The sequence below is a fragment of the Maritimimonas sp. 2304DJ26-3 genome (genome assembly GCF_056591635.1).
Genome location: NZ_JBWQOK010000004.1, coordinates 1 through 25,671 on the forward strand (window position 1 = coordinate 1; position 25,671 = coordinate 25,671).

Consider the following 25,671-nt stretch of genomic DNA (forward strand, 5'->3'; position numbering starts at 1 on the left):
TATAAAAAGACAAACATCAAATTATGAAGAAATATCTTTTAATACTTTGTATACTTAGCTTAACATTTGCATATGCGCAAGAGGGTTCAGGTAAATACAGTATCAAAAACTTAGAAGTCAATACTGAAAATTCAGATTTTGGTACTTCCTTTTTAGGAGATGGTAAACTTGTATTTACATCACCAAGAAAAGGTTTTAGAATAATTAGAGATGTTTGGGAACCGAACGGACAACGATTTTTAGATCTCTATGTTGGTGATATTGGTGAAGGAGGTGATATTGCAAATAAAGAAAGATTGCAAGGAGAAGTAAATAGTAGATATCACGAAGGAAACGCTGTATTCACTAAAGATGGTAAAACAGTATACTTTACAAGAGATAATTATTATAGAAAACGTCTAGCGCAAGACAATAAAGGTTGGACAAATTTAGCCATGTTTAAGGCGACGGTAAATGAAGAAGGCGAATGGATTAATATTATACCAATGCCTTTTAACAATGTAGAATATTCTGTTGGCCACCCTGCATTAAGTGAAGATGAAAAAACACTTTATTTTGCATCAGATATGCCAGGAACTTTAGGTGAAACAGATATTTTTAAGGTAGATGTTAATCAAAGCGGTTTTGGTGTTCCAGTTAATTTAGGCCCGAAAGTAAACTCAAAAGCTAAAGACTGGTTTCCATTTGTAGACGGAGAAGTATTATACTTCACTTCCGATCGCTATGGCGGAAAAGGTGGAGCTGATATTTATGCAAGCAAATTAACAGGGTATACACTTGATCCAGTTTTACTAAATGAACCGATCAATACAATCAACGACGATTTTGCGTTTATTATAGATAAAGAATCAAGAAAAGGATACTTTTCTTCAAACAGACCAAATGGTAAAGGTGATGACGATATATATTCATTGATCGAAGAAGAGCCTGTAGAATTTAAATGTAAGCAATTAATTGTAGGTGAAGTTTTAGATAAAAATAGTGGTGATTTCCTACCTGGTGCAGAAGTTACATTACGTGACAACGAAGAAAATATCCTGCAAACAGTTACTGCAGACGACAAAGGAACTTTTTCAGTCGATATCGTTTGCGAAACGGAATACCAGCTAGAAGGAAAAAAAGAAGGATATACGCCTCAAATAAAAAACTTTACTACTTCAGATGTTGGAGATATTGAACTCAAGATTAGAATATTATTAGGTGAGGGAGATATTAACTTAACTGCAGATGGCAGAACTACAGAAGATCAAGGTGAAGATGTAAAACCAGAAGGATTACCAGACGTTTTACCAGACGAAATAGTTCGTTTAAGAGCGAGTACTTATGCAGTAAATATTGAGCCGATTTATTTTGACTTAAATTCATCTTATTTAAATAAGAAAGCACAACAAGAGTTACAAAAAGTGATTGACTTGATGAATAAATATCCTAAGATGATCATTGAGTCAGCTTCACATACAGACACAAGAGGTCCTGATGGGTATAATATGTGGTTGTCTGATCGTAGAGCTAAATCTACAGTAAACTTTATTATAGAAAGAGGTATTGACCCTAGAAGAATTACAGGTAAGGGTTATGGAGAAACACAATTAATAAACCAATGTTCAGAAGGTGTTGAATGTACAGAAGCCGAACATGAAAAGAACCGAAGAACTGAGTTTGTAATTATAAGAATGTAAAGATTAAATAATTAAATATTTTGAAAGCCTGTGAATTCTCACAGGCTTTTTTTTACTAATGACAATACTTTTATTCACTTTTACGTTAGAATAAGAGTAAAATTTAGGTGTTATGAGATTTTTAATTTTATTTTTTATGTTAATGAGTATCTCTATAAGTGCTCAGGATCAAAAAATAGATGTTATTGAGGTTGTAGATACTGTCAAGAGATGTAATCAAATTGTTAAAGGTGAAGTGAGAGACAAAGCCACAAATGAACTCTTATCAGAAACTATAATCACTTTAACAGATAAGCAAGGCAATCCTCTAGAAACGCAAATGACTTTAGAAGATGCGATTTTTTCTTTTGATCTAAATTGCGAGACTACATATGTTATTACGGCTAGTAAAGATTCGTACACATCTCAATCAAAAGAATTTACAACCAATAGCTTGGCAGAAACAACATTAAGAACTATTATTTCGCTAGACAAAGGTAGAATAGATTTTATAAAGAGTCCTGTTGAAACGGAAACAGCACAATTAGCAGATATTAAGTCTAATATTGTTGCTGAATCAATCGAAGTTAAAAAAGAACTTCCTCTATCACAACAAATTACTCTAAAAAAAGAGACTACTACGGTAATAGCTAAAACAACTACAGATAATAACTTAGATACAGATATAAAAATTAGTTCAGTAGAAGTACAAGATAAGGTTTTAACAAAAGTAGTTCCAGAAGTAAAGACGATAAAAAATTCTGAAAACAAAGATGTTTTGGTTATAAAACCAGTATTTTTTGAATATGAGTCTTCGTATTTAACAAAGCAAGCAAAAGAAGAATTGCTAAAAGTGGTTGATATAATGAAAAAGAATCCCGATTTGGTTATTCAAGCTACTTCGCATACAGATGCGAAAGGCCCAGAGAAATATAATATGTGGATGTCTGAAAGAAGAGCCAAAAGAACCATAGAGTACATTGTTAAAAGAGGAATTGACAAGAAAAGAATATCAGGTAAAGGTTATGGTGAATCAAAATTGATTAATGATTGCACGGATGGAGATGATTGCACTGATGAACAAAGAGCTATCAACCGTAGAACCGAATTTGTAGTTATAAAAAAATAATAGTTTAAAAATATTGTAAAGGCCTTCGTTTATCGAAGGCTTTTTTTATTTAGAACATATAGTTTATTACTTTTGGTACAGCATTTGATTTACACTCTAAAAATTGTCTAAATGAAGCTATTATTTAAAATTATAATTGTTTTAAGTCCTTTTATTTTGTCAGCTCAAATTGAAAGAGCAGATTCAATAAAAGCTGCTACTTACAGCGTAAAAAACCTTAAGGCAAATACTAAATATCAAGATTTTGGATCTACTTTTTATGGCAAGAATAAAATTGTTTTTTCTTCTACTAGAAAAGGCGGTTGGAAGGCAAAGACAAAATCTTACTTAGATTTATATATTGGTGATGTTTCTGAGAGTGGAGAAATATCTAATGTAAAATCATTTTCTAATGATGTAAACACAAAATATAATGATGCCTTTGTTGCATTTTCTCCAGACTTAAGAGAAGTATATTATACCTCCAATAGTTATAACAGAAAAACAAAGTCTCCAAACTTAAAAATATTTAAAGCAACAGTCTCTAGAAATGGCCAGTGGCAAAACCCAGTGTCTTTACCATTTAATAGCGACGATTATGATACTGGTCACCCTGTATTAAGTGATGACGGAAAAACATTATATTTTGTTTCAAATATGCCAGGTACTCTTGGTGATAAAGATATTTTTAAAGTATCTGTAAATAATGGGCATTATGGAGAACCGGAGAATTTAGGACCAACTATCAATTCTGAAAAAAAGGAATATACGCCTTACATTGATGGAAACATTATTTATTTTTCTTCCAACCGAAAAGGAGGTAAAGGGGGATTTGATATTTACATGAATAAACTGGACGGATCTGTAGCGAACCCAATAAATTTAGGTGCGCCAATGAATAGTAAAGGAGATGATTTTTCCTTTATAATTGATAACGAAAAACAGAAAGGATACTTTTCTTCAAATAGAAATGGTGGTGAAGGTGATGATGATATTTATTCGTTTATTCAAGAAACAGTGATCCCTATTTGTGATCAATCGGTTACCGGAGTAGTTAAAGATGCTGTTACTGGCTTTGTGGTACCGAACGCCTTTGTTGCTTTAATAGATGCCAACGGTAATCAATTAAGAAAAGTACAGACAAAAGCTGATGGTTCTTTTTACTTCGGTTTAGATTGCGCGTCAACCTATGAACTTGAAGCTACTAAACCGGGATATTTCGATACTTCTTCCATTGTAGGTACTTCTAATGTAAATGGATATTCAAATAGAGCAGAATTGATTATAGAAGAGAAAGAGTTTATTATAAGAAATGGTAAAGAAATGCTGAATGTAGCTAATATCAGTTTTGAGTTAAACAAATCAGATATAAAAGAAATATCTAAGAAAACATTAGGAAAGGTTGTTCGCTTAATGAATAAATATCCTAAAATGATTATTGATTTTGGAGCTCATAACGATTCTAGGGGTCCAGATGGTCTTAATCTATCATTATCACAAAGAAGAGCAGTAGAAACTATTACTTATTTAATTAACCAAGGTATAGACCCAGTAAGAATAACAGGTAAAGGATATGGGGAAACGAGATTGTTAAATAAATGTTCAAATGGTGTTAAATGTACAGATGCAGAGCATAGACAAAATAAGCGAACTGAGTTTGTGGTTGTAAAGAAAGGATAATTTTTAAAAAATGACTAAAATCCCAATAATAAATTGTATATGAATTTAAGCAACTTAATTAATAGAGGGCTTTTATTAGTTTATGGGCCATTGGTTTTATTTGTTATTATTAGTGGCTTAGTGGCAAATTGGGTTGCAGTGAATATTTTGAATTCAGATAAACCAGATTTTATTGTTGCTATGACAGTTATAGTGGCTATAATAATTGATTGGTTATGGTGGAGTTATAAAGTTGTAAAATGGAAATATTGGGCGTTTTCTCAAATTGCAACTAATGAAAGTTGCGAATTATATGAAAGAGCAATAGATGTTGGATTAATTTGGCCAACGGGGAGTATTTTTAATAAAACAGAAATTTGGAGTAAGTCAGATAAGTATAAGTGGAAAAGCATAAAACCAGAAATTCGACAGTTATTTGAAAAAAGATAATAAAACACCTCAAGAGAGGTGTTTTTTTTATGCTATAATCACTAGTTATTAATAAAATATGTAATTTCGCGAGTCCAATAGAATTTTGATAGAAAAATGAGTGCTAAGTTCAAAGAATATAAGGGTTTAGACCTGGCAAATGTAGCTGAGGAAACACTACAATTTTGGGAAGAAAACGATATTTTTCAAAAAAGTATCACTTCTCGAGATGAAAATAAACCATACGTGTTTTATGAGGGGCCACCTTCAGCAAATGGATTGCCTGGTATACACCATGTAATGGCGCGTTCTATTAAAGATATTTTCTGTCGATATAAGACATTAAAAGGTTATCAAGTAAAGCGTAAAGCTGGTTGGGATACTCATGGTTTGCCTATAGAATTAGGCGTAGAAAAAGAATTAGGTATCACTAAAGAAGATATTGGAAAAAAAATATCTGTAGAAGAATATAATGCTGCTTGTAGAAAGGCCGTGATGCGTTATACTGATGTTTGGTTAGATCTAACAAAAAAGATGGGTTATTGGGTAGATATGGAAGACCCATATATTACCTATAAATCTAAATATATTGAGTCGGTATGGTGGCTGTTGAAGCAGATATATGATAAGGGATTACTCTATAAAGGATATACTATTCAGCCTTATTCGCCAAAAGCAGGTACAGGTTTAAGTTCTCACGAATTAAACCAACCAGGAACCTATCAAGACATTACTGATACTACAGTTGTCGCACAGTTTAAAACAAAGGAAGAAACGCTTCCAGATTTTCTTCAAAATGAAGGAGATATTTGTTTCTTAGCTTGGACGACCACTCCATGGACATTGCCAAGTAATACAGCATTAACAGTTGGACCTAAGATTGACTATGTCTTGGTAGAAACGTATAACCAATATACATTCAAACCGATGAATGTTGTGTTGGCTAAGAACCTTGTAGGTAAGCAATTCTCAGGTAAGTTTTATGAAGTTGAAGCAAAATCAGACTTACTAGCCTACTCCGATGGTGACAAAAAGATTCCTTACCATGTGGTAAAAGAATTCAAAGGAAAGGATCTAGTAGGTATACAATATGAGCAATTGTTGCAATTTGCGTTACCCTATCAAAATGCTGAAAATGCATTCAGAGTAATATCAGGTGATTATGTAACCACGGAAGACGGTACAGGTATTGTACATACAGCGCCTACTTTTGGTGCTGATGATGCTTTGGTAGCTAAGCAGGCAGTACCAGAAATACCACCAATGTTGGTATTAGATGATAATGATAATCCAGTACCATTAGTTGATCTGCAAGGTCGTTTCACAAAACATATGGGTGAGCATGCAGGTAAATATGTAAAAAATGAATACTATGCCGATGGCGAAATTCCAGAAAGATCTGTAGACGTTGAATTGGCGATTCTGTTAAAAGAAGAAAATAAAGCCTTCAAGGTTGAAAAATACAAGCATAGCTATCCTAACTGTTGGAGAACTGACAAGCCTATTTTATACTATCCTTTAGATTCTTGGTTTATAAAAGTGACTGAGAAACGTGATAGAATGTTTGAGTTGAATGAAACTATAAATTGGAAGCCTAAATCAACTGGAGAAGGACGTTTTGGTAATTGGTTAAAGAATGCAAACGATTGGAATTTATCACGTTCGCGTTATTGGGGTATTCCATTACCTATCTGGAGAACTGAAGACGGTGCCGAAGAACTAATGATTGGCTCTGTAGAAGAACTGAAGCAAGAAATGAAGAAGTCAGTTGAAACTGGTTTGATGGACAAAGATATTTTCAGTGAGTTCGAAGTTGGCAACATGTCTGAAGATAATTACGATTCAATCGATCTTCATAAAAACATAGTTGACAAAATTGTATTGGTTTCCAAAAAAGGACAACCAATGAAACGCGAATCTGATTTAATAGATGTTTGGTTCGATTCTGGTTCAATGCCATACGCACAATGGCATTACCCTTTTGAAAATAAAGAATTGATAGATGATAATAAGTTCTATCCAGCTAACTTTATTGCAGAAGGAGTAGATCAGACTCGAGGATGGTTTTATACATTACACGCCATTGGGTCGCTGGTTTTTGATTCAGTTGCTTACAAGAACGTTGTATCAAATGGATTGGTACTTGACAAAGAAGGTAAGAAAATGTCTAAACGATTAGGCAATGCTGTAGATCCGTTTTCTACTATGGAAAAATACGGGCCAGATGCTACACGTTGGTATATGATCTCAAATGCCAATCCGTGGGATAATCTAAAGTTTGATATTGAAGGTGTAGATGAAGTGCGTCGTAAGTTCTTCGGAACCTTATATAACACATATTCATTCTTCTCATTATATGCTAATATAGATGGTTTCTCTTACGAGGAAGAAAATATAGTCACAGAGAAACGCCCCGAAATCGATCGTTGGATACTTTCTGAATTGAATACATTAACTAAAAATGTAGATAATTTTTATGCAGACTATGAACCGACAAAGGCAGCTAGAGCAATTCAATACTTTGTAACTGAAAATTTAAGTAATTGGTTTGTGCGTTTAAGCAGAAGACGTTTCTGGAAAGGCGAATATGGTCAAGATAAGATTTCAGCGTACCAAACTTTATATACTTGTATGACGACGGTTGCTAAATTAGGATCACCAATTGCACCATTTTTTATGGATCAATTGTATCGAAATTTAACAGAAGTTTGTGCTAAAAATAGTGCAGAATCGGTACATTTAGCTGATTTTCCTGCATACGAAAAAGAATTGATTGACGTTTCATTAGAACGTAAGATGCAAAAGGCACAAGCAATTTCGTCTATGGTATTGTCATTGCGTAAAAAGGAAATGATCAAAGTACGTCAACCTTTACAGCGTATTATGATACCTGTGTTAGATGCACAAGACAAAGAAGATGTAGAAGCTGTTGCTGATTTAATTACGGCTGAGGTAAATGTTAAAGAGATAGAATTGATTGATGATGCTTCAGGTATTCTTGTTAAAAACGTTAAGCCAAATTTTAAGGTGTTAGGACCTAAATTTGGAAAAGATATGAAGTTGGTGGCTGCTGAAATTCAAAAGCTTACTCAGGATGATATTATAGCTGTTGAAAAAGAGGGGCAATTAAGTATTGAAATTAATGGTAAAAATACTATATTGAGCCTCGCTGATCTAGAAATTTCATCTCAAGATATTGAAGGTTGGTTGGTTGCTAACCAAGGCAATTTAACAGTAGCATTAGACGTTACTATATCTGATGAATTAAAAAAAGAGGGCATTGCTAGAGAATTAGTAAATAGAATACAAAATTTACGTAAAGAATCTGGTTTAGATGTAACAGATAAAATTAAATTAAGTGTTAAAAAAGATGGTGTCATAGATGATGCTATTTTAATTAACGAAGAGTATATTAAAACTGAAACCCTGACTAATGAGTTGGTGTTAGAAGACGAGGTTAAAAGCGGTATAGAAATTGCTTTTGACGATGTAAACACCAAGTTATTAATCGAAAAAAATTAGAGTATTATGACAGATAATAAAGTAAGATATTCTGACAAAGAATTACAAGAATTTAGAGAGATCATAGAGAAGAAGATTGCTACAGCTCAAGAAGATTTAGAGTTAATTAGAAGCTCTTATATGAATAACAGTAATAATGGTACTGATGATACATCGCCTACTTTTAAAGCATTTGAAGAGGGTTCAGAAACCATGTCTAAAGAAGCTAACGTTCAGTTAGCTATTCGGCAAGAAAAGTTTATTCGTGACCTTAAGAATGCCTTATTGCGAATTGAAAATAAAACATATGGTATTTGCCGTGTCACAGGTAAATTGATACAGAAAGAACGTTTAAAACTAGTGCCTCATGCTACTTTAAGTATTGAAGCCAAAAAACGTCAATAAGAATTTATAGAGCTTCCTAACTAGGGAGCTTTTTTTTGGTCTACATTCTATAATAATATTCTTATTTTTGTGGACTTTTTAAAAATGTTTCGTTGAAGAAAGCAGTATTCATCATTATTATAATTCTCTTAATAGACCAGATCAGTAAGATCTGGATAAAAACTCATTTTGAATTAGGAGATGAAATTAAGGTATTAGGTTTAGATTGGTTTCGTATACACTTTCTTGAAAATAACGGAATGGCTTGGGGTAAAGAATTTGGTGGTGAAAATGGCAAACTATTTTTAACCCTATTTCGTCTTGTAGCTATTACAGGTATTGGGTACTGGTTATATACTGCTGTTAAAACTAATTCTCCAAAAATTTTAATCACTTCTATAGCATTAATTTTTGCAGGAGCTTTAGGTAATATTATAGATTCTGTTTTTTATGGTCAGCTTTTTGGAGAAAGCACGTATAACTCAGTAGCAACTTTTTTACCTGAAGGTGGAGGTTATACTTCTTGGTTTCATGGTAAGGTAGTAGACATGTTATATTTCCCATTAATAGATACACAATTACCAAGTTGGATACCAGCTATAAGTTTTATTTGGCCAGATTGGCTACCTTTTTTAGGAGGTAAAGATTTTAGCCTTTTTGTAGATAGACGTTTCTCTTTTTTCGACCCTGTGTTTAATATTGCAGATATGGCAATTTCTACTGGAGTAGGAATCTTATTAGTATTCAATAAAAAAGCGTTTCCTAAAAAAATTGAAGAAGAAAGTGATTATATTAAACCACCTGTAGAGGTAAAGCATTACGAAAAACCTAAATCGTAATTTTTAAAAGAAGTTAAAATGTTTAACTTCGCTCAGTGTCAAATTCCGCTTTAGAAATACAACTTAAAACCTTACCAAATTCACCAGGAGTTTATCAGTATTTTGATAGAGATGATACTATTTTATATGTAGGTAAAGCAAAGAATATTAAGAAGCGAGTGGCATCTTACTTCACTAAAAATCATGAGTACGGTAAGACTAAGGTTTTAGTTAAAAAAATTGCTTCAATAAAGCATATTGTAGTTGAAACCGAAACGGATGCTCTACTATTAGAAAATAACCTGATAAAAAAATATCAACCGCGTTATAATGTAATGCTTAAGGATGATAAAACCTATCCTTGGATCTGTATTAAGAAAGAATTTTTCCCTAAAGTATTTTTAACAAGGAATGTTATAAAAGACGGATCAGAATATTTTGGCCCTTATACATCTGTAAGAACCGCAAAAGCCTTATTATCATTAATTAAAGAATTATATCCGCTACGTACTTGTGCTTATGACCTTTCGCCTATAAATGTTGAAAACAAAAAGTATAAGGTATGTTTAGAATACCATATTAAAAATTGCAAAGGTGCTTGTGAAGGATTGCAACCAGAATCTGAATATTTAGAAGATGTAAAAGCAATTAGAAATATTATTAAAGGAAACTTTAAAGAATCATTACAACGATTTAATCAGTTAATGAATGATTTTGCAACTAATTTAGAGTTTGAAGAAGCTCAAAAAATTAAAGAAAAGATTGATTTGTTAGCAAATTATCAGGCAAAATCTACTGTTGTCAATCCTTCAATAAATAATGTAGATGTATTTTCTATTATTTCAGATGAGAGCTACGCTTATATAAACTTTTTTAAGATTGCTAATGGTGCTATTATTCAATCGAATACTACTGAGTTAAAAAAGAAATTAGATGAATCTGATAAAGATCTTTTAGAGTTAACTATTGTGGAAATAAGGCAACGATTTAATTCACAATCTAAGGAAATTTATGTTCCGTTTGGAGTTGATTTAGGAGATGATATAAAAGTTACAATTCCAAAGCTAGGAGATAAAAAGCGAATTGTAGAATTATCTACAAGAAATGCTATGTATTTCCGCCAAGAGCGATTTAAACAGATAAAGATTGTAGATCCAGATCGTCATGTAAATAGAATTATGACGCAGATGCAAAAAGATTTAAGGTTGAGTAAACAGCCAAGACATATTGAGTGTTTTGATAATTCTAATATTCAAGGATCAAACCCAGTGGCTTCTTGTGTTGTATTTAAAAATGGAAAGCCAAGCAAAAAAGAATATCGACATTTTAATATTAAAACTGTAGAAGGACCAGATGACTTTGGATCTATGGAGGAGGTAGTGCACAGACGATACAAACGACTACTAGAAGAAGGACAAGACCTACCACAATTAATTGTTATAGATGGAGGAAAGGGTCAATTATCATCGGCTTTAAAAAGTTTAGACGTATTAGGTTTAAGGGGTAAGATTGCTATTATTGGTATTGCCAAAAGATTAGAAGAAATTTATTATCCAGGTGATTCGATTCCTATGTATTTAGATAAGAAATCAGAATCGTTAAAGATCATTCAACAATTAAGAAATGAAGCACATCGGTTTGCGATTACTTTCCATAGAAATAAACGAAGTAAAAGTGCTATACAAACTGAGTTAGAATTGATTCCTGGTATTGGTAAACAAACAATAGTGACACTGCTGAAACAATTTAAATCTGCTAAACGAGTTAAGAATGCATCGTTGGATGAGATAACTAAAGTAATTGGTAAGGATAGAGCAACTAAAATATTTAACTTTTACAATACCAAATAATGCTATACATTTATATCAAAATTGATAGATGAGGAGGCTTCTAATTTTTATACTTCTATTTACTGTTTTTAGCGCTTTTTCTCAAGATTTAACTTCAGAAAATAAGGATTTAAAAGTCGGTTTGGTGCTTAGTGGAGGAGGTGCTAAAGGCTTTGCACATATTGGCGTTTTGAAAGTGCTAGAAGAGGCTGGTGTTCGTATTGATTATATTGGTGGCACTAGTATGGGGGCAATTATAGGTTCGTTATATGCATCTGGTTACAACGCGTCAGAATTAGATTCTATAATTAATTCGTATGATTTTAATGAATTGATGCAAGATAATTTACCTAGAAGATCAAAATCAATTTATCAAAAAGAAAATTCTGAACGTTATGCACTTACTCTGCCAATTAAAAACGGTAGCATAGGCTTGCCTTCTGCATTATCTAAGGGGCAGAATGTATTTAATGAATTGTCTAAATTAACAGAACATATCCATTTTATAGATGACTTTACTCAGTTACCAATTCCTTTTTTTTGCGTCGCAACAAATTTAGAAACAGGTCAACAAGAGATCATTGAAGAAGGATTTTTGCCAGAAGCAGTTAAAGCTAGCGGCGCTTTCCCTACATTGCTTGACCCCGTAGAGATTGGCAATAAGTTATTGGTAGATGGAGGGATAGTAAATAATTTTCCTGCAGATATTATGCGTCAAAAAGGGGTAGACATTGTTATAGGAGTTGATGTTCAAGATCAGTTAAAAGTAAAAGGAAGCTTAGATTCTGCACCCACCATTTTAATGCAAATCGTAAATTTTCAGATGTATGATGATGTTGAAGAAAAAAAAGCTTTGGTTGATAAATATATGCACCCAGATATTACTGGTTATACTGTAGTTTCATTTGATGATACTAAAAAAATTATTAAACAAGGCGAAACTATTGCTAAAGAACAACTCTCATATTTTAAAGAGCTAGCAAAAAAACAAAAACCAAGTAATATAATTCAAGGTAAAACAATCCGTGTAAAACGGAAAAACCTACAAATAGACAATGTAATAATTAAGGGAGCAAAGAATTATACAGAAGAGTATATTCTTGGTAAATTAGGAATTAAAGAAGGTGAACCACTGACATATGAAGAATTTTCCAAGGGTATCAATCAATTATCAGCCACAAAAGATTTTAAAAGCATTCAATATAAATTTGTAGATAATAAGACGGTTGAATTTAAACTAAAGGAGAACGATGTGGCCTCTTTTTTACAAATCAGTGCTCATTTTGATGATCTTTACAAGACATCTGCTTTGTTAAATGTAACGTCAAAACACTTCTTATTTAAAAATGATGTGATTTCTGCTGATCTTATTTTAGGAGATAACATTCGCTATAATTTCGACTATTTTATTGATAATGGGTTCCATTGGAGCTATGGTTTTAATTCACAGTTTAATAGATTTGATAAAGGTATCTTTAAAAGCACATTTGCTAGTTTGATAGATGATGAAATGGATGCTAAACTTACTACCAAATACAATGATTTCACTAATCAACTATACGTACAATCATCTTTTACTAATGGCTTTGCTTTACGACTTGGTGCTGAAACAAAATATTTGAGAGTTCTTACCGAAAGTGTTACTAATAATCAAACCATTAAAACTTTTTACGATAATACCACTTATGGAAACGCTTTCGCAGAAGTAAAAGTTGACACCTATGATAAAGCATTATTCCCTAAGAAAGGATTTTTTTTAGATGTAAATTACAAAGCATATTTGCTTTCTATTGATGATAATAATATAGATAGAGAGTTTAATCCGTTTACTCAATTAAAAGGCAAGTTAGGTTTTGCTCATACCTTTGGAGATAAATTAACAACACATATTATTTCGGAAGCTGGTGTTACAATTGGCGAAAATGATATTAAAGTTCATAATTTTCATTTAGGCGGAAATAATGAAAATTTCGTAAATAATTTTACAAGCTTTTACGGGTATGATGTTGGAGATTTAAGTGGAGAAGGGTATTTAAAATCAGCATTGACCTTAAGATATGAGCTTTTTAAGAAAAATTATTTATCATTTACGGCTAATGCAGCAAGAGTAGATGATGATTTATTAAATAAAGGAGCAATATTTGAGGATACTAGGCTAGGTTATGCTGCAGGTTATAGTATTGAATCTTTTTTAGGCCCAATAGAAGTAAAGTATACTTGGTCACCAGATACTTCTAGCAATATTTGGTTTTTTAATGTAGGATTTTGGTTCTAAACCAAAACCCTACATCTCATTGTTAACCAAAACAAAAAATCTTATTTATCTAAAGCCAAATCAGACGCAGTTTCTACTATTTCTGTAGAAGTTTCTGATTTACTTCTTAACCACATTTTAAATTTTGTTGCTAAAAAGAATAAAATAGGTACAACTATTAATGTTAAGAATGTAGCGATAATCAATCCGTAGATTACGGTTTTTGCTAAAGGACCCCAAAAAATCACATTATCACCACCAAAATAAATGTGAGGATTAAACTCACTAAATAGCGTAAAGAAGTTAATATTAAAACCAGTAGCAAGAGGTATTAATCCTAGGATAGTGGTAATAGCAGTTAGTAATACGGGACGTAGACGCGCTCTACCTCCTCTAATAATTGCTTCGCCTAAATCCTCAGCCTCTAAGTAGTTGTCTTCTTCTACACTTTTCTCCACCTTTTTTCTATCGATCAATAACTGCGTATAGTCTAATAGTACAACACCATTATTTACTACAATTCCGGCTAAAGAAATTATACCCATCATGGTCATCATAATTACAAATGGAGCTCCAGAAATGATTAATCCGCCAAATACACCTATTAAGCTTAAAAAGATTGCCAACATAATTATTGCCGGCTTTGATACAGAGTTAAACTGGAATATTAGAATAAAGAAAATTAATCCTAACCCAGTAAAGAAAGCACCCATTAAAAATGCCATTTGTTTATTTTGTTCTTCTATCTGCCCTGTATAATCAATCTTTACAGAAGCTGGTTTTTTAGTGAAATTTTTCATTTCATTTTGTACCTGGGCAACAATAGCACCTGCATCAGTATAACCTGGAGCTAATGCCGAATATACCGTTACAACTCTCTTAACATCTTTGTGTTTAATAGCGCTAAAACCTGAGTTGTTTTTCTGTTTTGCCACTGCCGAAACAGGAACTTCTTTTACAGTGCCAGAAGACTGATCTCTGAATATTATTTTTTGATTAAAAAGAGCGCTCGTATTGTACTTGTCTTCTTCATTAAATCGAACATAGATATCATAATCATCACCATCTTCTTTGTAGACACCTGCTTTAGCACCGAAGATTGAATTACGCAATTGTTGGCCTACTTGACCAGCACTAACGCCTAATTCGCCAGCTTTTTTACGATCTACTTGAACCAACATACCAGGCTTTGATTTATTAACGTCAATTTTTAATTCGTCAATGCCTTGAATATTTTTTGAATTAATATAATCGCGCATTTCTTCAGCCGTAGCAATTAGCTCATTATAATCTTTACCTTCTAGTTCTATATTAATTGGGTATCCTGCTGGAGGTCCAACCGCCTCTTTTTCAACTGAAATTGCCACCCCAGGGTAAATATCTTTTAAAGCTTCTTGAACTTTCTTTTGTAGCTCTTTACTATCAGCTCCTCTACGGTATTTATACTCTCGCATTGATGCGGTAATTTTACCTCTATGTGGCATTTCTGCTGCAGAACCACCATCTGTTTGAGGGTTACCCGCTCCTTCGCCAACCTGAGATACAGCACTTTCAACTAAAAAGTTATAGTCACCATCTACGTAAGTTCCATCATTTAAGATGTTGTATACTCTGTCTTCAATTTCTTTAGTAATGGTATTGGTTTTTTCAATATCTGTACCTTGAGGATATTCAATATATACAATAATTTGATTGGGTGTATTATCAGGGAAGAATTCCACTTTGGTTCTTTGGCTTGCAACGGAAGCACCGAACCCGCCAAAAGCAACAAATAATAGTAGAAAAGTACCTATGGAGATTGCGTATGGTCTCCATCCCGTTAAGGCTGAACGAAGCATACGTTCATAAAAACGTTCCCATCGAGGTAACGTCTTATTTTGAAAAGTATTAGCCCACTTTCTTAAGAATAATCTATATGCCCATAGTAAAATAGCAGTAGTGAACATCAATGAGCCTAATGCTCTATATGCACCACCAAAGACCATAATTAGACCACCAATTATCACTAAAATAGCTGTAATTCGAATCATTCTGTTCATCGGCATTTCTTGATCTTCAGTTTTCATAAATTGAGAAACCATTACTGAATTGAAGAAAATAGCAACAAACAACGATGAACCTAATACTACCGATAGAGTTACAGGAAAATAAATCATAAACTGCCCCATTACACCTGGCCATAAACCTAATGGTACAAAGGCGGCAACTGTTGTGAGCGTAGAAATAATAATAGGGAAAGCGATTTCACCAATTCCTTTTTTTGCCGCTTCAATTCTTGGCATGCCTTCATCCATTAAACGATAAACATTCTCTACTACCACAATACCATTGTCGACTAACATACCTAACCCCATAATTAACCCGAAAAGGATCATCGTATTCATGGTGTATCCCATAGTGCTTAAAATCATCAAAGACATAAACATAGACATAGGTATCGCGAAACCAACAAATAATGCATTTCTAAATCCTAAAAAGAACATTAAAACGGTTACTACTAATATTACCCCAAAAATGATATTGTTTACTAAATCATCAACTTGTCCGATAGTTCTAGACGACTGATCATTTGCTATAGTAACTTTTAAATCCTGTGGAAAAACATTGTCAATTGCATCTTTGACAATTACTTGAATTTTCTCTACAGCCGCTACCATGTTTTTGCCTGAACGTTTTTTAACATCTAGCATAACAACTGGAGCACCTAACTCTCTAGCATAAGTGGTTTTTTCTTTATCTTTAAAAGCAACAGTCGCAATATCTTTTAGATAAATTGGGCTGTTTTTTTCTGATTTTACTACAAAATTTTCTAACTGCTCTGGCGTGTCTATTTCACCTATAATGCGTATTGTACGTCGTTGACCACTGCTAACCATATTACCAGCAGACATGGTTAAATTACCATTTCCAATAGCGCCAATCACATCATTAAAACTCACTTTGGCAGCCATCATTTTATAGATATCTACAGCTACTTCAACTTCTTTTTCTTGAGCCCCACGTATATCCGCTTTTTTGATTTCAGATAAATCCTCGATTTCATCTTGTAGATATTCAGCAAACTCTTTAAGCCTATTTACCGGATAGTCGCCAGAAATATTAATATTAAGTATTGGCATCTCTTCAGACATACTTAATTCAAAAACATTTGGTTCTACCTTAGCATCGTTAAAAGTTGGCCAGTCTTCGCTGGAAGTTTCTGTGTCAATTTCGTTTTTAACCTTTTGTTTAGCTTCTTCTACAGTAATGTTCTCATCGAATTCTACAATAACCATAGAATAATCTTCTTGTGAAGTAGAAGTGATTTCAACTACATTGCTTACTGTTTTAAGCTTATCTTCTAGCGGATCCGTAATTAATTTCTCAATATCTTCTGCTGTGTTACCAGGAAATAATGAACTGATATAGATCTTTGTTTCTCTAATCTCAGGAAAGTTTTCTCGCGGCATACTAAAGAAAGCAGAAATACCTAAATAAAGGAATACCGCAATCAACACATACATAGTAGTTTTGTTATTGATTGCCCAAGATGATAAACCAAATTCTTTATCGACTTTCTTTTTTTGTTTTTCAGTCATGATGCAGTTATGCTTTTAATATTTTCACTTCTTGTCCATCTTTAACACTACGAGCGCCTTCTTGAATAATTTCAGCACCGTTTTCTAATCCTTTTAGAACTTCAATTACATCACCTTGCGTTTTACCAGTCTCTATAATTACTCGCTTAGCTATACCTTGTTTTTTACCTTCAATTTCTTGAATGTTGTCTACTACATAAATATACTGATGACCAGATGCGTCTTCAGAAATAATACTTTGTGGAATTAGCAAAGCGGTATTATTAGTATAGTCGTTTATTTTGAGTTTTGCTGTTAGGTTTGGCTTAATGCTTTTATCCTTATTAGTAATGCCAATTTCTGCTTTAAAAGTTCTATTTGCAGGGTTAATAAAATTTCCCGCTTGACGGACTTTTGCATCAATGGTTTTGCCTAAAACAGGAAATTCAACTTCAACTTTTTTACCTTTAGTAACATTGGTAACATAGCTTTCTGGCACATCGGTTTCTATATACATATTACTGAGGTTTACGATTCTAAATACCTCAGACCCTTGTCCTGGAGCTACAACAGTACCTTGTTCTTTTATCACATCATCCACAACACCACTAAAAGGAGCTCTTATTGAATATTTAGACACTGTTTTTTTAAGTGATTTTAGTGAACTTTCTAATGATTTATAATTGGTTTTAGTATTTAAATATTGAATTTCACTACCTATTTTTTGATCCCATAAACGTTTTTGACGATCATATGTAGTTTTTGCAAGAGCCACTTGAGCTTCCATTTGAGCAATATCGCTATAAGCCCCACCATCATCTATAGTTGCCAGTAGCTGTCCTTTACCAACGCGTTGACCTTCTTTAACATAAACACGTAAAAGAGTACCTGCCATTTCTGGATATACAAGTACATTTTGCTTTGTTTGAACATTGCCTTGTAATTCTAAGTAATGATTAAAAACCTGCTCACTAGCTTTAAAAGTTGTGATCAATGGGATTTTTTGAGTTGGATCTAACTCAGCTATCTTTTCATCTAATCGCTTTAATTGATCAGCAATTTCTTGTTGTTGAGCAACAACTTCTGTTCTTTTGGTTCTAATTGCCTCTAAATTTCCTTCAGAAATAATAGATTCAACAGTTTTTTGTTCACCTCCTCCACACGAAGAAAGGACTAATGCTGCTATTAAGATTAAATATAAATTTTTCATTGTTGATTTTATTTTAATGGAATATTTAGTGCGTTTTCTAATTTTGCTTTGTTAGCGATAATATCTAATATTGATTGTAGGTAACTGTTTTGTTGAGAGTACAATTGATTTCTAGCTTGAAGTAAATCAATACTCGTTGTAACACCTTCGTCAAATTTTATTTTTTGTTTTTTTTCTATGCGCTCGGCTAAGCCTAGATTTTTCTTAGCTGTTTCGTAGTTTTCAATACTCAATTCATAATTACTACGTGCTTGATCTTCTTGTAAATTCAGTCGTTGTATTGTTTCTTCTAAACGAATGTCAGCACTTTCTAAAGCAATCTTTGCTTGTTGAGTTTTGGCACTTCTACCTAAGCTACTAAAGATGGGAACATTTAAGCCAACACCTAACATTGATGTTGATATCCATTGCTGAGAAGAATTTAATAAATTAAAGGTATTTGAATTAGCTAACTTGGAATAATTTACAAAAGCACTTAGTCTTGGTAAAGACTTGCTTTTTTCCAACTTTAATAATAATCTACTGCTTTCGCGATCATTTTCGGCAATTTTAAAATCAATATGACTGTTTAGATTAAACTCTTTAGAAAGCAACTGTAAATCCGTATTGCTTAGAACCAAATCATCTAATGTTTCTGTTAAATTTAGCTTAGTGTCAATCTCATTGCCTAAGGATAGATTTAACAATTTGTATGCAATTTCTTTATTTCTATCTGCATTTCTCTGTTGCGCTATAATGTTTCCCTGTGTAATTTCGAATTGTTCAACTGTTTCCAACTCGACTAATCCATTTTTAAGCCCTTCACGAGCACCTCTTAGTTGGCGATCAACAGTTCTTTTGTTTCGCTTTAGAATTTCTATACGTTCTTCGGCTACTAATACATTTCCATAAGCATTAATTACTGCTTCACGCGTAGCTAATTCAGTCTTCTCCTTAGCTTGTTCTGTAATCTTTAAAAAAGTTTTTGCTGATTGTAAACCCACTAAGTATGATCCATCAAACAATAATTGCTCTAATGTAACAGTACCTGTGATATTATGTTTAGCTGCAAAATCGATAGTACCATCTTGATCAAAATCAACACCAGGAAATTGTTGTTTTAAATTGTTTGTATAGTCTATTTTACCATTTACCTGAGGCAAACCTATAGTGGTAGTTTCCCATTTTCTCTTAATAGCCGCCTCAATATCGTTTTCAGCAACTTTTATGTTGTAACTATTTTTGATTGCATAATTAATAGCTTCTTGTAAGGATAAATTCATTTCCTTTTCTTGAGCTCTTATAAATACTGATGAAAACAAGAACAGTATTAATATCAAATTAAATTTTCTCATTCAATTTTATTTTTTCAATTGATTTTCAATTTCTTCAATTCCTTTTGAGGTACAGATTCCACGTAAGTGATATTCTAAATAATGATCCATAAGTTCATTCATAGAAAATTGTTGCAACGGAAATAAATCTTTGTCTTTAATACCGATCATTCCATTAAAATACAGTCTAGAGATAAAGTCTATATTAATAGTCTTTCTAAATAACCCCTGGCCAATACCTTTAGTTAAATTTTCTTGAATAGATTTTTGCATAAACTCGAATTGCTTTTGTTTAATGGATGCATAAATCTTAGGGTAATATTTTTGTAATTGATATTGCGGTGATGATTTTTCATCTTTTAAATGATGCATCACAAAGCGTTTGATTTCGAATAATTCGACAATAGGATTCTTTTGTTGTTCATGTATTAAGTCTATTCCATCGCAAATTGTACAAAACATTGTAGAAGTGACCTCATCTATCAAATCGGTTTTGTTCTTAAAGTGAGTATATATGGTTTTTTTAGAAACACCAATTTCTTTAGAAATATCGTCCATTGTCACACTCTTAAACCCAAGAGTTAAGAACATTTCTGTAGCTTTATGTAAAATCTTTTCTTTCATAAATTATTGGCAAATATATTCAGGAAACTTTAAAAACAAAAAAAGTTTCCAAAGTTTTACAAAAAATTAACATTTGAATATTTTCATTCTATATGATTACTTTATTTTTACAAAAAATAAAAATTTTGATATTAGAAGATTATAAAGAGATCTTTTTGAATTACTTATCAGAAAAAGTAACTGTTAAAGAACCAAAAGGCCTTTACGAGCCAATAGAGTATATTGTGAACCTTGGTGGAAAAAGACTTCGACCTATATTAACTTTAATGAGTTGTAATGCTTTTGGTGGTAATTATGAAGATGCTCTAGATGCGGCTCTGGCCATTGAGATGTTTCATAATTTTTCTTTAATTCATGACGATATTATGGACGAGGCTCCCTTAAGAAGAGGTCAAGAAACTGTTCATAAAAAATGGAATCTTAATACTGGGATTCTCTCTGGTGACGCCATGATGATTTTGGCTTATCAGTTATTTGAAAATTATGAATCAGAGAAGTTTAAAAATTTAGCAAAACTATATAGTAAAACTGCATTACAAGTTTGCGAAGGTCAACAATATGATATTGACTTTGAAACCAGAAATGATGTTCAAATTGATGAATATTTGCAGATGATAGAATATAAAACTGCAGTATTAGTAGCAGCTTCACTGAAAATGGGTGCTATAATAGCAGGCGCTTCCGAAAAAGATACGGATTTTATTTACAATTTTGGATTGAATTTAGGAATCGCGTTTCAATTGCAAGATGATTTTTTAGATATATATGCGGAAGAAGATTTTGGAAAAATGAGGGCTGGAGATATTATTGAGAATAAAAAGACATGGTTATATCTTAAAGTGTTGAGTTTAGCTGATGATAACGACAAAGAAAAATTAAAAAAGTTGTATTCCAATCAAAACGAAAGCAATGACCATAAAATTAGTGAAGTAACAAAGATTTTTAATAATTATAATGTTCAAAGTTTAATTAACTCAGAAATCGAACTTTATACAAATAAAGCACTTTCAGCATTAGAGGCTTCTTCTTTAACAAATATTTATTTAAATGATTTTAGAGATTTGAGTAAAACTTTAATGACTAGAGAGGTATAAAAGTATTTAATTAATCGTTGTGTAAAACATAAATAATTGGTAATATTGCACCCTTAAAATAGGTCCTATAGCTCAGTTGGTTAGAGCACCTGACTCATAATCAGGGGGTCCATGGTTCGAGCCCATGTGGGACCACAAAAGAATATATTAAGTTAAAAATAAACTTTACTTAACACTAAAAGTTATATATTAGTGGTTTGTGGTTAAAAAGAATTTATATATTTGCAATTAATTAACGTTTTAAACGTTACTTGTTAAGTAAAAAGGGGAAGTTTATGTTTAAAAAATACAATACATTATTACTTGTTTTAGTATTATTTTTCACTACAAGTAATATGTTTGCTCAAACATGTCCACCAGGATGTAGACCACATCCAACAAGGCCAGGAGTATGTATTGGTCCTAGTTGTCCACCTGGGCCTCCAGGTTTGCCAATAGATGGCGGATTAGGATTTTTATTGGTTATGGGTGCCGCCTATGGTATCAAGAAACTGAATTATAAGAAATGATTTTTATTGTTTAAGAAGTTTAGCAACATACTTACCTACTACATCAAATTCTAAATTAACAATATCATTAATTTTTAAAGTTTTAAAATTGGTGTGGTCATATGTATAAGGTATAATCGCCACACTAAAACTATTTATTTTCGAATCAACAACAGTAAGGCTTGCACCATTAACTGTTATAGACCCTTTTTCGATTGTAAGATTGTTTGATTTACTATTATATCCGAAAGAAAAAATCCAACTTCCATCAGCTTGTATAATATTTAAACATTTGCCAGTTTGATCTACATGTCCTTGTACAATATGCCCATCTAATCGATCACCTAGCTTCATGGCACGTTCAAGATTAACGTTATCTCCGATACTAAGATTACCTAAATTGGTTTTTGAAAGAGTCTCATCAATAGCAGTTACGGTATAAATAGATTTATTAATGTCAACAACAGTTAAACAAACACCATTATGTGAAATACTTTGGTCTATTTTTAACTCAGTTGTTATATCACTTTCTATTGAAATATGCAGATTATTGTTTTGCTTTTTTAAAGCAACTACTTTTCCAATTTCTTCAATAATTCCAGTAAACATATTCGGTTATTTTAAATAAGATTTAAAGAGGTTATTCGGTAAGTTTTGCTACTTTCGTTGTAGAATAACAAGGTGTTACCTTAGTCCTCAAAAATAATAATTATTAAATTGTTCAATGGGAAAAGATGAAAAAATAAAAGTTGGTATATCTGTAGGAGATATTAACGGAATAGGGTTTGAAATTATTTTAAAAACGTTTCAAGATTCTAGAATGTTAGATTTTTGCACGCCTATTATTTTTGCTTCATCAAAGCTTGGAAGTTTATACAAGAAAATATTGGGATTTAATGACTTAAAAATTTATTCAACAAATGATTTGAACAAATTAGATGCTAATAAGTTGAATCTTTTTAATGTTTGGAATGAACCTGCCAATGTAGAAGTTGGAAAAGAAACTCAAGATGGAGGTAGGTATGCTTTTTTGTCATTGCAAAGTTCTGTAAAGGCCTTAAAAAATGAACAAATAGACGTTTTGTTAACAGCTCCAATAAATAAGCATAATATTCAATCTGATAAATTTGACTTTAAAGGTCATACGGAATATCTTGAATCGGAATTTGAAGGAGAAAGTTTAATGATTCTTATGACAGACGAAATTAAGATCGGTTTAGTTACAGGTCATATACCTATTAATAAAGTTGCTGAGACAATTTCTTCTGAATTGATAGAGAAGAAAGTGAACATTATGTATAACTCGTTAAAGCAAGATTTTGGAATATCAAAACCAAAGATTGCTGTTTTAGGTCTTAACCCACATTGTGGTGATAACGGAGTTATTGGCGAAGAGGATGATGAAATAATTAGACCTACATTAGAGAAAATGCAATCTGAGAGAAAACTGGCATATGGGCCGTATTCGGCAGATAGTTTTTTTGGCTCAGAAATGTATAAAAAATTTGATGGTGTTCTGGCAATGTATCACGATCAAGGCCTTGGGCCATTTAAGACTTTGTCTTTTGGTAACGGTGTTAATTTCACTGCAGGTTTAAATATTGTTAGAACTTCGCCAGATCATGGTACAGCCTATGAGATTGCTGGTGAAAATTTGGCAAGCCATAATTCTTTTAAAGAAGCACTTTTTAATGCGATAAGTATTTATAAAACGAGAAAGTCTAATAAAAAGTTAGAGGAGAATAAGTTGGTGGAAAGCAAGTAATTAAAAGTTTATTTTTTTTAGTTAGAATTGTAATTATTTTTTATCTTTGCGCGCTCAAATTGATGTTGATAGAAAATGGATAAAATGTTTATCATTCCTTTTGTAGGATTAAAAGAAGGAATTCATCGATTTGATTACGTTGTAAATAACACGTTCTTTGAGTCTTATCCTTATGATGAAATATTAGGAGCAGATATAAAAATCGCCCTTAATTTTGTTAAAAAGAGTACTTTGCTAGAGTTAAGTTTTAGTACTCAAGGAAATATTGAAGTTGCTTGCGACCTTACTAACGAACGTTATAAAGAACCTATAGAAACCTCGCTAGATATAGTAGTTAAATTTGGTGACGAATTTAATGATGAGAATGAAGATATATTAATTATTCTTCATTCAGAACATCAGCTAGATGTTTCTCAGTTTATTTACGAAATGATCGTGTTGGCTGTTCCTTTAAAGAAACAACACCCAGGTATTGCAGCAGGAACTTTAAAATCAGATATTTTAGATAAACTCGAAGAATTACAACCAAAAGAGAATAATAATAGTCAAGATACAGATCCAAGATGGTCTAAGTTAAAAGACTTGTTAACAGATAAAAAGAAATAACGATGGCACATCCTAAAAGAAAAATATCAAAAACTAGAAGAGATAAAAGAAGAACTCATTACAAAGCTTCTACACCTCAAATAGCTGTTGACCCAACAACGGGTGAAGCACACTTATATCATAGAGCTCACTGGCACGAAGGTAAGTTATATTATCGTGGCCAGGTAGTAATAGATGGAGCAGAAGTAGAGGCTTAGTATTTAAAATTAAAAACCTTCAAAAACCCTCATTTTTGAGGGTTTTTTTTATGTTTTATGTTAAAAATGAGTAAAAAACAAGACTTTTTTGTCAAAAAACCCAAATAATTTTTATTACTTTGACCCCACTTTTGTGAAAGATAAGACCTAAAAATTATCTAAACCGATTACTATGAGTAAGATTACTGCAGCGATCACAGCCGTAGGGAAGTATCTTCCAGAATATGTGCTTTCTAACCAGATTTTAGAAACAATGGTAGAAACCAATGATGAATGGATTACCACCAGAACAGGAATTAAAGAACGCAGAATCTTAAAAGAAGATGGTAAAGGATCTTCGTTTATGGCGATCAAAGCAAGTGAAGACTTAATTTCTAAGACAAATCTTGACCCTAAAGAAATTGATCTGGTTATTGTAGCATCAGCAACACCAGACATGCAAGCGGCATCAACAGCAGCATTTGTAGCATCTAGTATTGGAGCAACAAATGCTTTTTCATTTGATATGGATTCTGCTTGTTCAAGTTTTTTATACGGTATGTCTGTTGCTTCAAGTTTTATAGAAGCTTGTAAATACAAAAAAGTATTGTTGATTGGCGCTGATAAAAATTCATCAATGATTGACTATAGTGATAGAGCAACATGTATCATTTTTGGAGATGGAGCAGGTGCTGTATTATTTGAAGCAGATTCTGAAGGATATGGCTTACAAGATGAATACTTAAGGACTAATGGAGAGGGAAGAGAATTTTTACAAGTTCAAAAAGGAGGATCTGTCCACCCATTTAGAAAAGGAGAAGTTTTTGGTGATGGAGAGGGTTATTTTGTAAAGCAAGAGGGCAGAACAGTATTTAAAAATGCTGTATTTAATATGGCAGATGTTTCTGAGAAAATTCTTGAAAGAAATAATTTAGTTAAAGATGATGTTGCATGGTTGGCAGCGCATCAAGCTAATAAGAGAATTATAGATGCTACCGCAGAGCGTATGGGTTTAGAAGAATCTAAAGTGATGATGAATATTCATAAATACGGAAATACCACATCTGCAACATTACCATTATTACTAAACGATTACGAAAATCAACTTAAAAAAGGAGATAATATAATTTTTGCTGCTTTTGGTGGTGGTTTCTCTTGGGGAGCCATTTATTTAAAGTGGGCGTATAATTCATAACTT

Annotated in this window: 20 protein-coding genes and 1 tRNA gene; 16 read left to right on the forward strand and 5 right to left on the reverse strand. The window is 32.4% G+C overall.

The annotated features are described in order from the left end of the window. Nucleotides 1-23 precede the first annotated feature (23 nt). The 9 genes from AC1EUV_RS11660 (at nucleotide 24) to AC1EUV_RS11700 (ending at nucleotide 13,661) form a co-directional block, all read left to right on the forward strand. A complete protein-coding gene (locus AC1EUV_RS11660; protein ID WP_480198896.1) occupies nucleotides 24-1,679 on the forward strand; it encodes an OmpA family protein in 1,656 nt (551 codons plus the stop codon). Between the two features lie 112 nt (nucleotides 1,680-1,791). Continuing rightward, nucleotides 1,792-2,787 (forward strand): OmpA family protein, encoded by a 996-nt coding sequence (locus AC1EUV_RS11665; protein ID WP_480198897.1) that lies wholly within the window; start codon nucleotides 1,792-1,794, stop codon nucleotides 2,785-2,787. Between the two features lie 111 nt (nucleotides 2,788-2,898). After that, nucleotides 2,899-4,446 carry an OmpA family protein gene (locus AC1EUV_RS11670; RefSeq protein WP_480198898.1) on the forward strand — a complete coding sequence of 516 codons (1,548 nt, stop codon included), beginning with the start codon at nucleotides 2,899-2,901 and terminating at the stop codon, nucleotides 4,444-4,446. Nucleotides 4,447-4,485: 39 nt separating this feature from the next. Then, nucleotides 4,486-4,875 carry a hypothetical protein gene (locus tag AC1EUV_RS11675; RefSeq protein ID WP_480198899.1) on the forward strand — a complete coding sequence of 130 codons (390 nt, stop codon included), beginning with the start codon at nucleotides 4,486-4,488 and terminating at the stop codon, nucleotides 4,873-4,875. Between the two features lie 96 nt (nucleotides 4,876-4,971). Beyond that, nucleotides 4,972-8,376 (forward strand): isoleucine--tRNA ligase, encoded by a 3,405-nt coding sequence (gene ileS / locus AC1EUV_RS11680; RefSeq protein ID WP_480198900.1) that lies wholly within the window; start codon nucleotides 4,972-4,974, stop codon nucleotides 8,374-8,376. Between the two features lie 6 nt (nucleotides 8,377-8,382). Continuing rightward, the gene (locus tag AC1EUV_RS11685) at nucleotides 8,383-8,760 is read left to right on the forward strand and encodes a TraR/DksA family transcriptional regulator (protein ID WP_480198901.1); all 378 of its coding nucleotides are present in this window, start codon (nucleotides 8,383-8,385) and stop codon (nucleotides 8,758-8,760) included. A 92-nt stretch (nucleotides 8,761-8,852) separates the two neighbouring features. Then, nucleotides 8,853-9,578: a lipoprotein signal peptidase gene (locus AC1EUV_RS11690; RefSeq protein ID WP_480198902.1), complete on the forward strand. Its 726-nt coding sequence runs from the start codon at nucleotides 8,853-8,855 to the stop codon at nucleotides 9,576-9,578. Nucleotides 9,579-9,613: 35 nt separating this feature from the next. Further along, on the forward strand, nucleotides 9,614-11,407 hold the full coding sequence (gene uvrC / locus AC1EUV_RS11695) for an excinuclease ABC subunit UvrC (RefSeq protein ID WP_480198903.1): 1,794 nt from the start codon (nucleotides 9,614-9,616) through the stop codon (nucleotides 11,405-11,407). A 28-nt stretch (nucleotides 11,408-11,435) separates the two neighbouring features. Further along, nucleotides 11,436-13,661, forward strand: coding sequence for a patatin-like phospholipase family protein (locus AC1EUV_RS11700; RefSeq protein WP_480198904.1), 2,226 nt, complete (start codon nucleotides 11,436-11,438; stop codon nucleotides 13,659-13,661). A 41-nt stretch (nucleotides 13,662-13,702) separates the two neighbouring features. Here the strand turns inward: AC1EUV_RS11700 and AC1EUV_RS11705 are convergent, their stop codons facing one another. Genes AC1EUV_RS11705 through AC1EUV_RS11720 form a run of 4 tightly spaced genes read right to left on the reverse strand, consistent with a single transcriptional unit; the run spans nucleotide 13,703 to nucleotide 20,344 of the window. Beyond that, nucleotides 13,703-17,218, reverse strand: coding sequence for an efflux RND transporter permease subunit (locus AC1EUV_RS11705; RefSeq protein WP_480198905.1), 3,516 nt, complete (start codon nucleotides 17,216-17,218; stop codon nucleotides 13,703-13,705). 7 nt (nucleotides 17,219-17,225) lie between these two features. Continuing rightward, nucleotides 17,226-18,407, reverse strand: a complete 1,182-nt coding sequence (locus AC1EUV_RS11710) for an efflux RND transporter periplasmic adaptor subunit (RefSeq protein ID WP_480198906.1) — start codon at nucleotides 18,405-18,407, stop codon at nucleotides 17,226-17,228. Nucleotides 18,408-18,415: 8 nt separating this feature from the next. Next, nucleotides 18,416-19,741: a TolC family protein gene (locus AC1EUV_RS11715; protein ID WP_480198907.1), complete on the reverse strand. Its 1,326-nt coding sequence runs from the start codon at nucleotides 19,739-19,741 to the stop codon at nucleotides 18,416-18,418. A gap of 6 nt (nucleotides 19,742-19,747) precedes the next feature. Beyond that, nucleotides 19,748-20,344, reverse strand: a complete 597-nt coding sequence (locus AC1EUV_RS11720; RefSeq protein WP_480198908.1) for a TetR/AcrR family transcriptional regulator — start codon at nucleotides 20,342-20,344, stop codon at nucleotides 19,748-19,750. Nucleotides 20,345-20,469: 125 nt separating this feature from the next. Here AC1EUV_RS11720 and AC1EUV_RS11725 point away from each other — a divergent pair, with 125 nt between their 5' ends. The 3 genes from AC1EUV_RS11725 (at nucleotide 20,470) to AC1EUV_RS11735 (ending at nucleotide 21,947) form a co-directional block, all read left to right on the forward strand. Then, nucleotides 20,470-21,438, forward strand: coding sequence for a polyprenyl synthetase family protein (locus AC1EUV_RS11725; protein WP_480198909.1), 969 nt, complete (start codon nucleotides 20,470-20,472; stop codon nucleotides 21,436-21,438). A 61-nt stretch (nucleotides 21,439-21,499) separates the two neighbouring features. Next, nucleotides 21,500-21,573: transfer RNA gene (locus AC1EUV_RS11730), tRNA-Ile, on the forward strand. A 140-nt stretch (nucleotides 21,574-21,713) separates the two neighbouring features. After that, the gene (locus tag AC1EUV_RS11735) at nucleotides 21,714-21,947 is read left to right on the forward strand and encodes a PID-CTERM protein-sorting domain-containing protein (RefSeq protein WP_480198910.1); all 234 of its coding nucleotides are present in this window, start codon (nucleotides 21,714-21,716) and stop codon (nucleotides 21,945-21,947) included. A gap of 3 nt (nucleotides 21,948-21,950) precedes the next feature. On the opposite strand, the gene AC1EUV_RS11740 is transcribed toward AC1EUV_RS11735, so the two are convergent. Continuing rightward, a complete protein-coding gene (locus AC1EUV_RS11740; RefSeq protein ID WP_480198911.1) occupies nucleotides 21,951-22,535 on the reverse strand; it encodes a riboflavin synthase in 585 nt (194 codons plus the stop codon). Nucleotides 22,536-22,650: 115 nt separating this feature from the next. On the opposite strand from AC1EUV_RS11740, the gene pdxA reads away from it, so the two are divergent. From pdxA to AC1EUV_RS11760, 4 genes are all read left to right on the forward strand, one after another. After that, on the forward strand, nucleotides 22,651-23,691 hold the full coding sequence (pdxA, locus tag AC1EUV_RS11745; protein ID WP_480198912.1) for a 4-hydroxythreonine-4-phosphate dehydrogenase PdxA: 1,041 nt from the start codon (nucleotides 22,651-22,653) through the stop codon (nucleotides 23,689-23,691). Between the two features lie 75 nt (nucleotides 23,692-23,766). Beyond that, nucleotides 23,767-24,297 carry a YceD family protein gene (locus tag AC1EUV_RS11750; RefSeq protein ID WP_480198913.1) on the forward strand — a complete coding sequence of 177 codons (531 nt, stop codon included), beginning with the start codon at nucleotides 23,767-23,769 and terminating at the stop codon, nucleotides 24,295-24,297. Nucleotides 24,298-24,299: 2 nt separating this feature from the next. Beyond that, nucleotides 24,300-24,494: a 50S ribosomal protein L32 gene (gene rpmF / locus AC1EUV_RS11755; RefSeq protein ID WP_480198914.1), complete on the forward strand. Its 195-nt coding sequence runs from the start codon at nucleotides 24,300-24,302 to the stop codon at nucleotides 24,492-24,494. A gap of 172 nt (nucleotides 24,495-24,666) precedes the next feature. Then, complete coding sequence (locus AC1EUV_RS11760) at nucleotides 24,667-25,668, forward strand: beta-ketoacyl-ACP synthase III (RefSeq protein ID WP_480198915.1); 1,002 nt, start codon at nucleotides 24,667-24,669, stop codon at nucleotides 25,666-25,668. The last annotated feature ends 3 nt before the right edge of the window (nucleotides 25,669-25,671 follow it).

Bases quoted from the DNA above. Each gene is read 5' to 3' on its own strand.
- AC1EUV_RS11660 (WP_480198896.1), top strand. From the start codon at position 24: ATGAAGAAATATCTTTTAATACTTTGTATACTTAGCTTAACATTTGCA.
- AC1EUV_RS11665 (WP_480198897.1), top strand. From the start codon at position 1,792: ATGAGATTTTTAATTTTATTTTTTATGTTAATGAGTATCTCTATAAGT.
- AC1EUV_RS11670 (WP_480198898.1), top strand. From the start codon at position 2,899: ATGAAGCTATTATTTAAAATTATAATTGTTTTAAGTCCTTTTATTTTG.
- AC1EUV_RS11675 (WP_480198899.1), top strand. From the start codon at position 4,486: ATGAATTTAAGCAACTTAATTAATAGAGGGCTTTTATTAGTTTATGGG.
- ileS (WP_480198900.1), top strand. From the start codon at position 4,972: ATGAGTGCTAAGTTCAAAGAATATAAGGGTTTAGACCTGGCAAATGTA.
- AC1EUV_RS11685 (WP_480198901.1), top strand. From the start codon at position 8,383: ATGACAGATAATAAAGTAAGATATTCTGACAAAGAATTACAAGAATTT.
- AC1EUV_RS11700 (WP_480198904.1), top strand. From the start codon at position 11,436: ATGAGGAGGCTTCTAATTTTTATACTTCTATTTACTGTTTTTAGCGCT.
- AC1EUV_RS11705 (WP_480198905.1), bottom strand. From the start codon at position 17,218: ATGACTGAAAAACAAAAAAAGAAAGTCGATAAAGAATTTGGTTTATCA.
- AC1EUV_RS11710 (WP_480198906.1), bottom strand. From the start codon at position 18,407: ATGAAAAATTTATATTTAATCTTAATAGCAGCATTAGTCCTTTCTTCG.
- AC1EUV_RS11715 (WP_480198907.1), bottom strand. From the start codon at position 19,741: ATGAGAAAATTTAATTTGATATTAATACTGTTCTTGTTTTCATCAGTA.
- AC1EUV_RS11720 (WP_480198908.1), bottom strand. From the start codon at position 20,344: ATGAAAGAAAAGATTTTACATAAAGCTACAGAAATGTTCTTAACTCTT.
- AC1EUV_RS11735 (WP_480198910.1), top strand. From the start codon at position 21,714: ATGTTTAAAAAATACAATACATTATTACTTGTTTTAGTATTATTTTTC.
- AC1EUV_RS11740 (WP_480198911.1), bottom strand. From the start codon at position 22,535: ATGTTTACTGGAATTATTGAAGAAATTGGAAAAGTAGTTGCTTTAAAA.
- pdxA (WP_480198912.1), top strand. From the start codon at position 22,651: ATGGGAAAAGATGAAAAAATAAAAGTTGGTATATCTGTAGGAGATATT.
- AC1EUV_RS11750 (WP_480198913.1), top strand. From the start codon at position 23,767: ATGGATAAAATGTTTATCATTCCTTTTGTAGGATTAAAAGAAGGAATT.
- rpmF (WP_480198914.1), top strand. From the start codon at position 24,300: ATGGCACATCCTAAAAGAAAAATATCAAAAACTAGAAGAGATAAAAGA.
- AC1EUV_RS11760 (WP_480198915.1), top strand. From the start codon at position 24,667: ATGAGTAAGATTACTGCAGCGATCACAGCCGTAGGGAAGTATCTTCCA.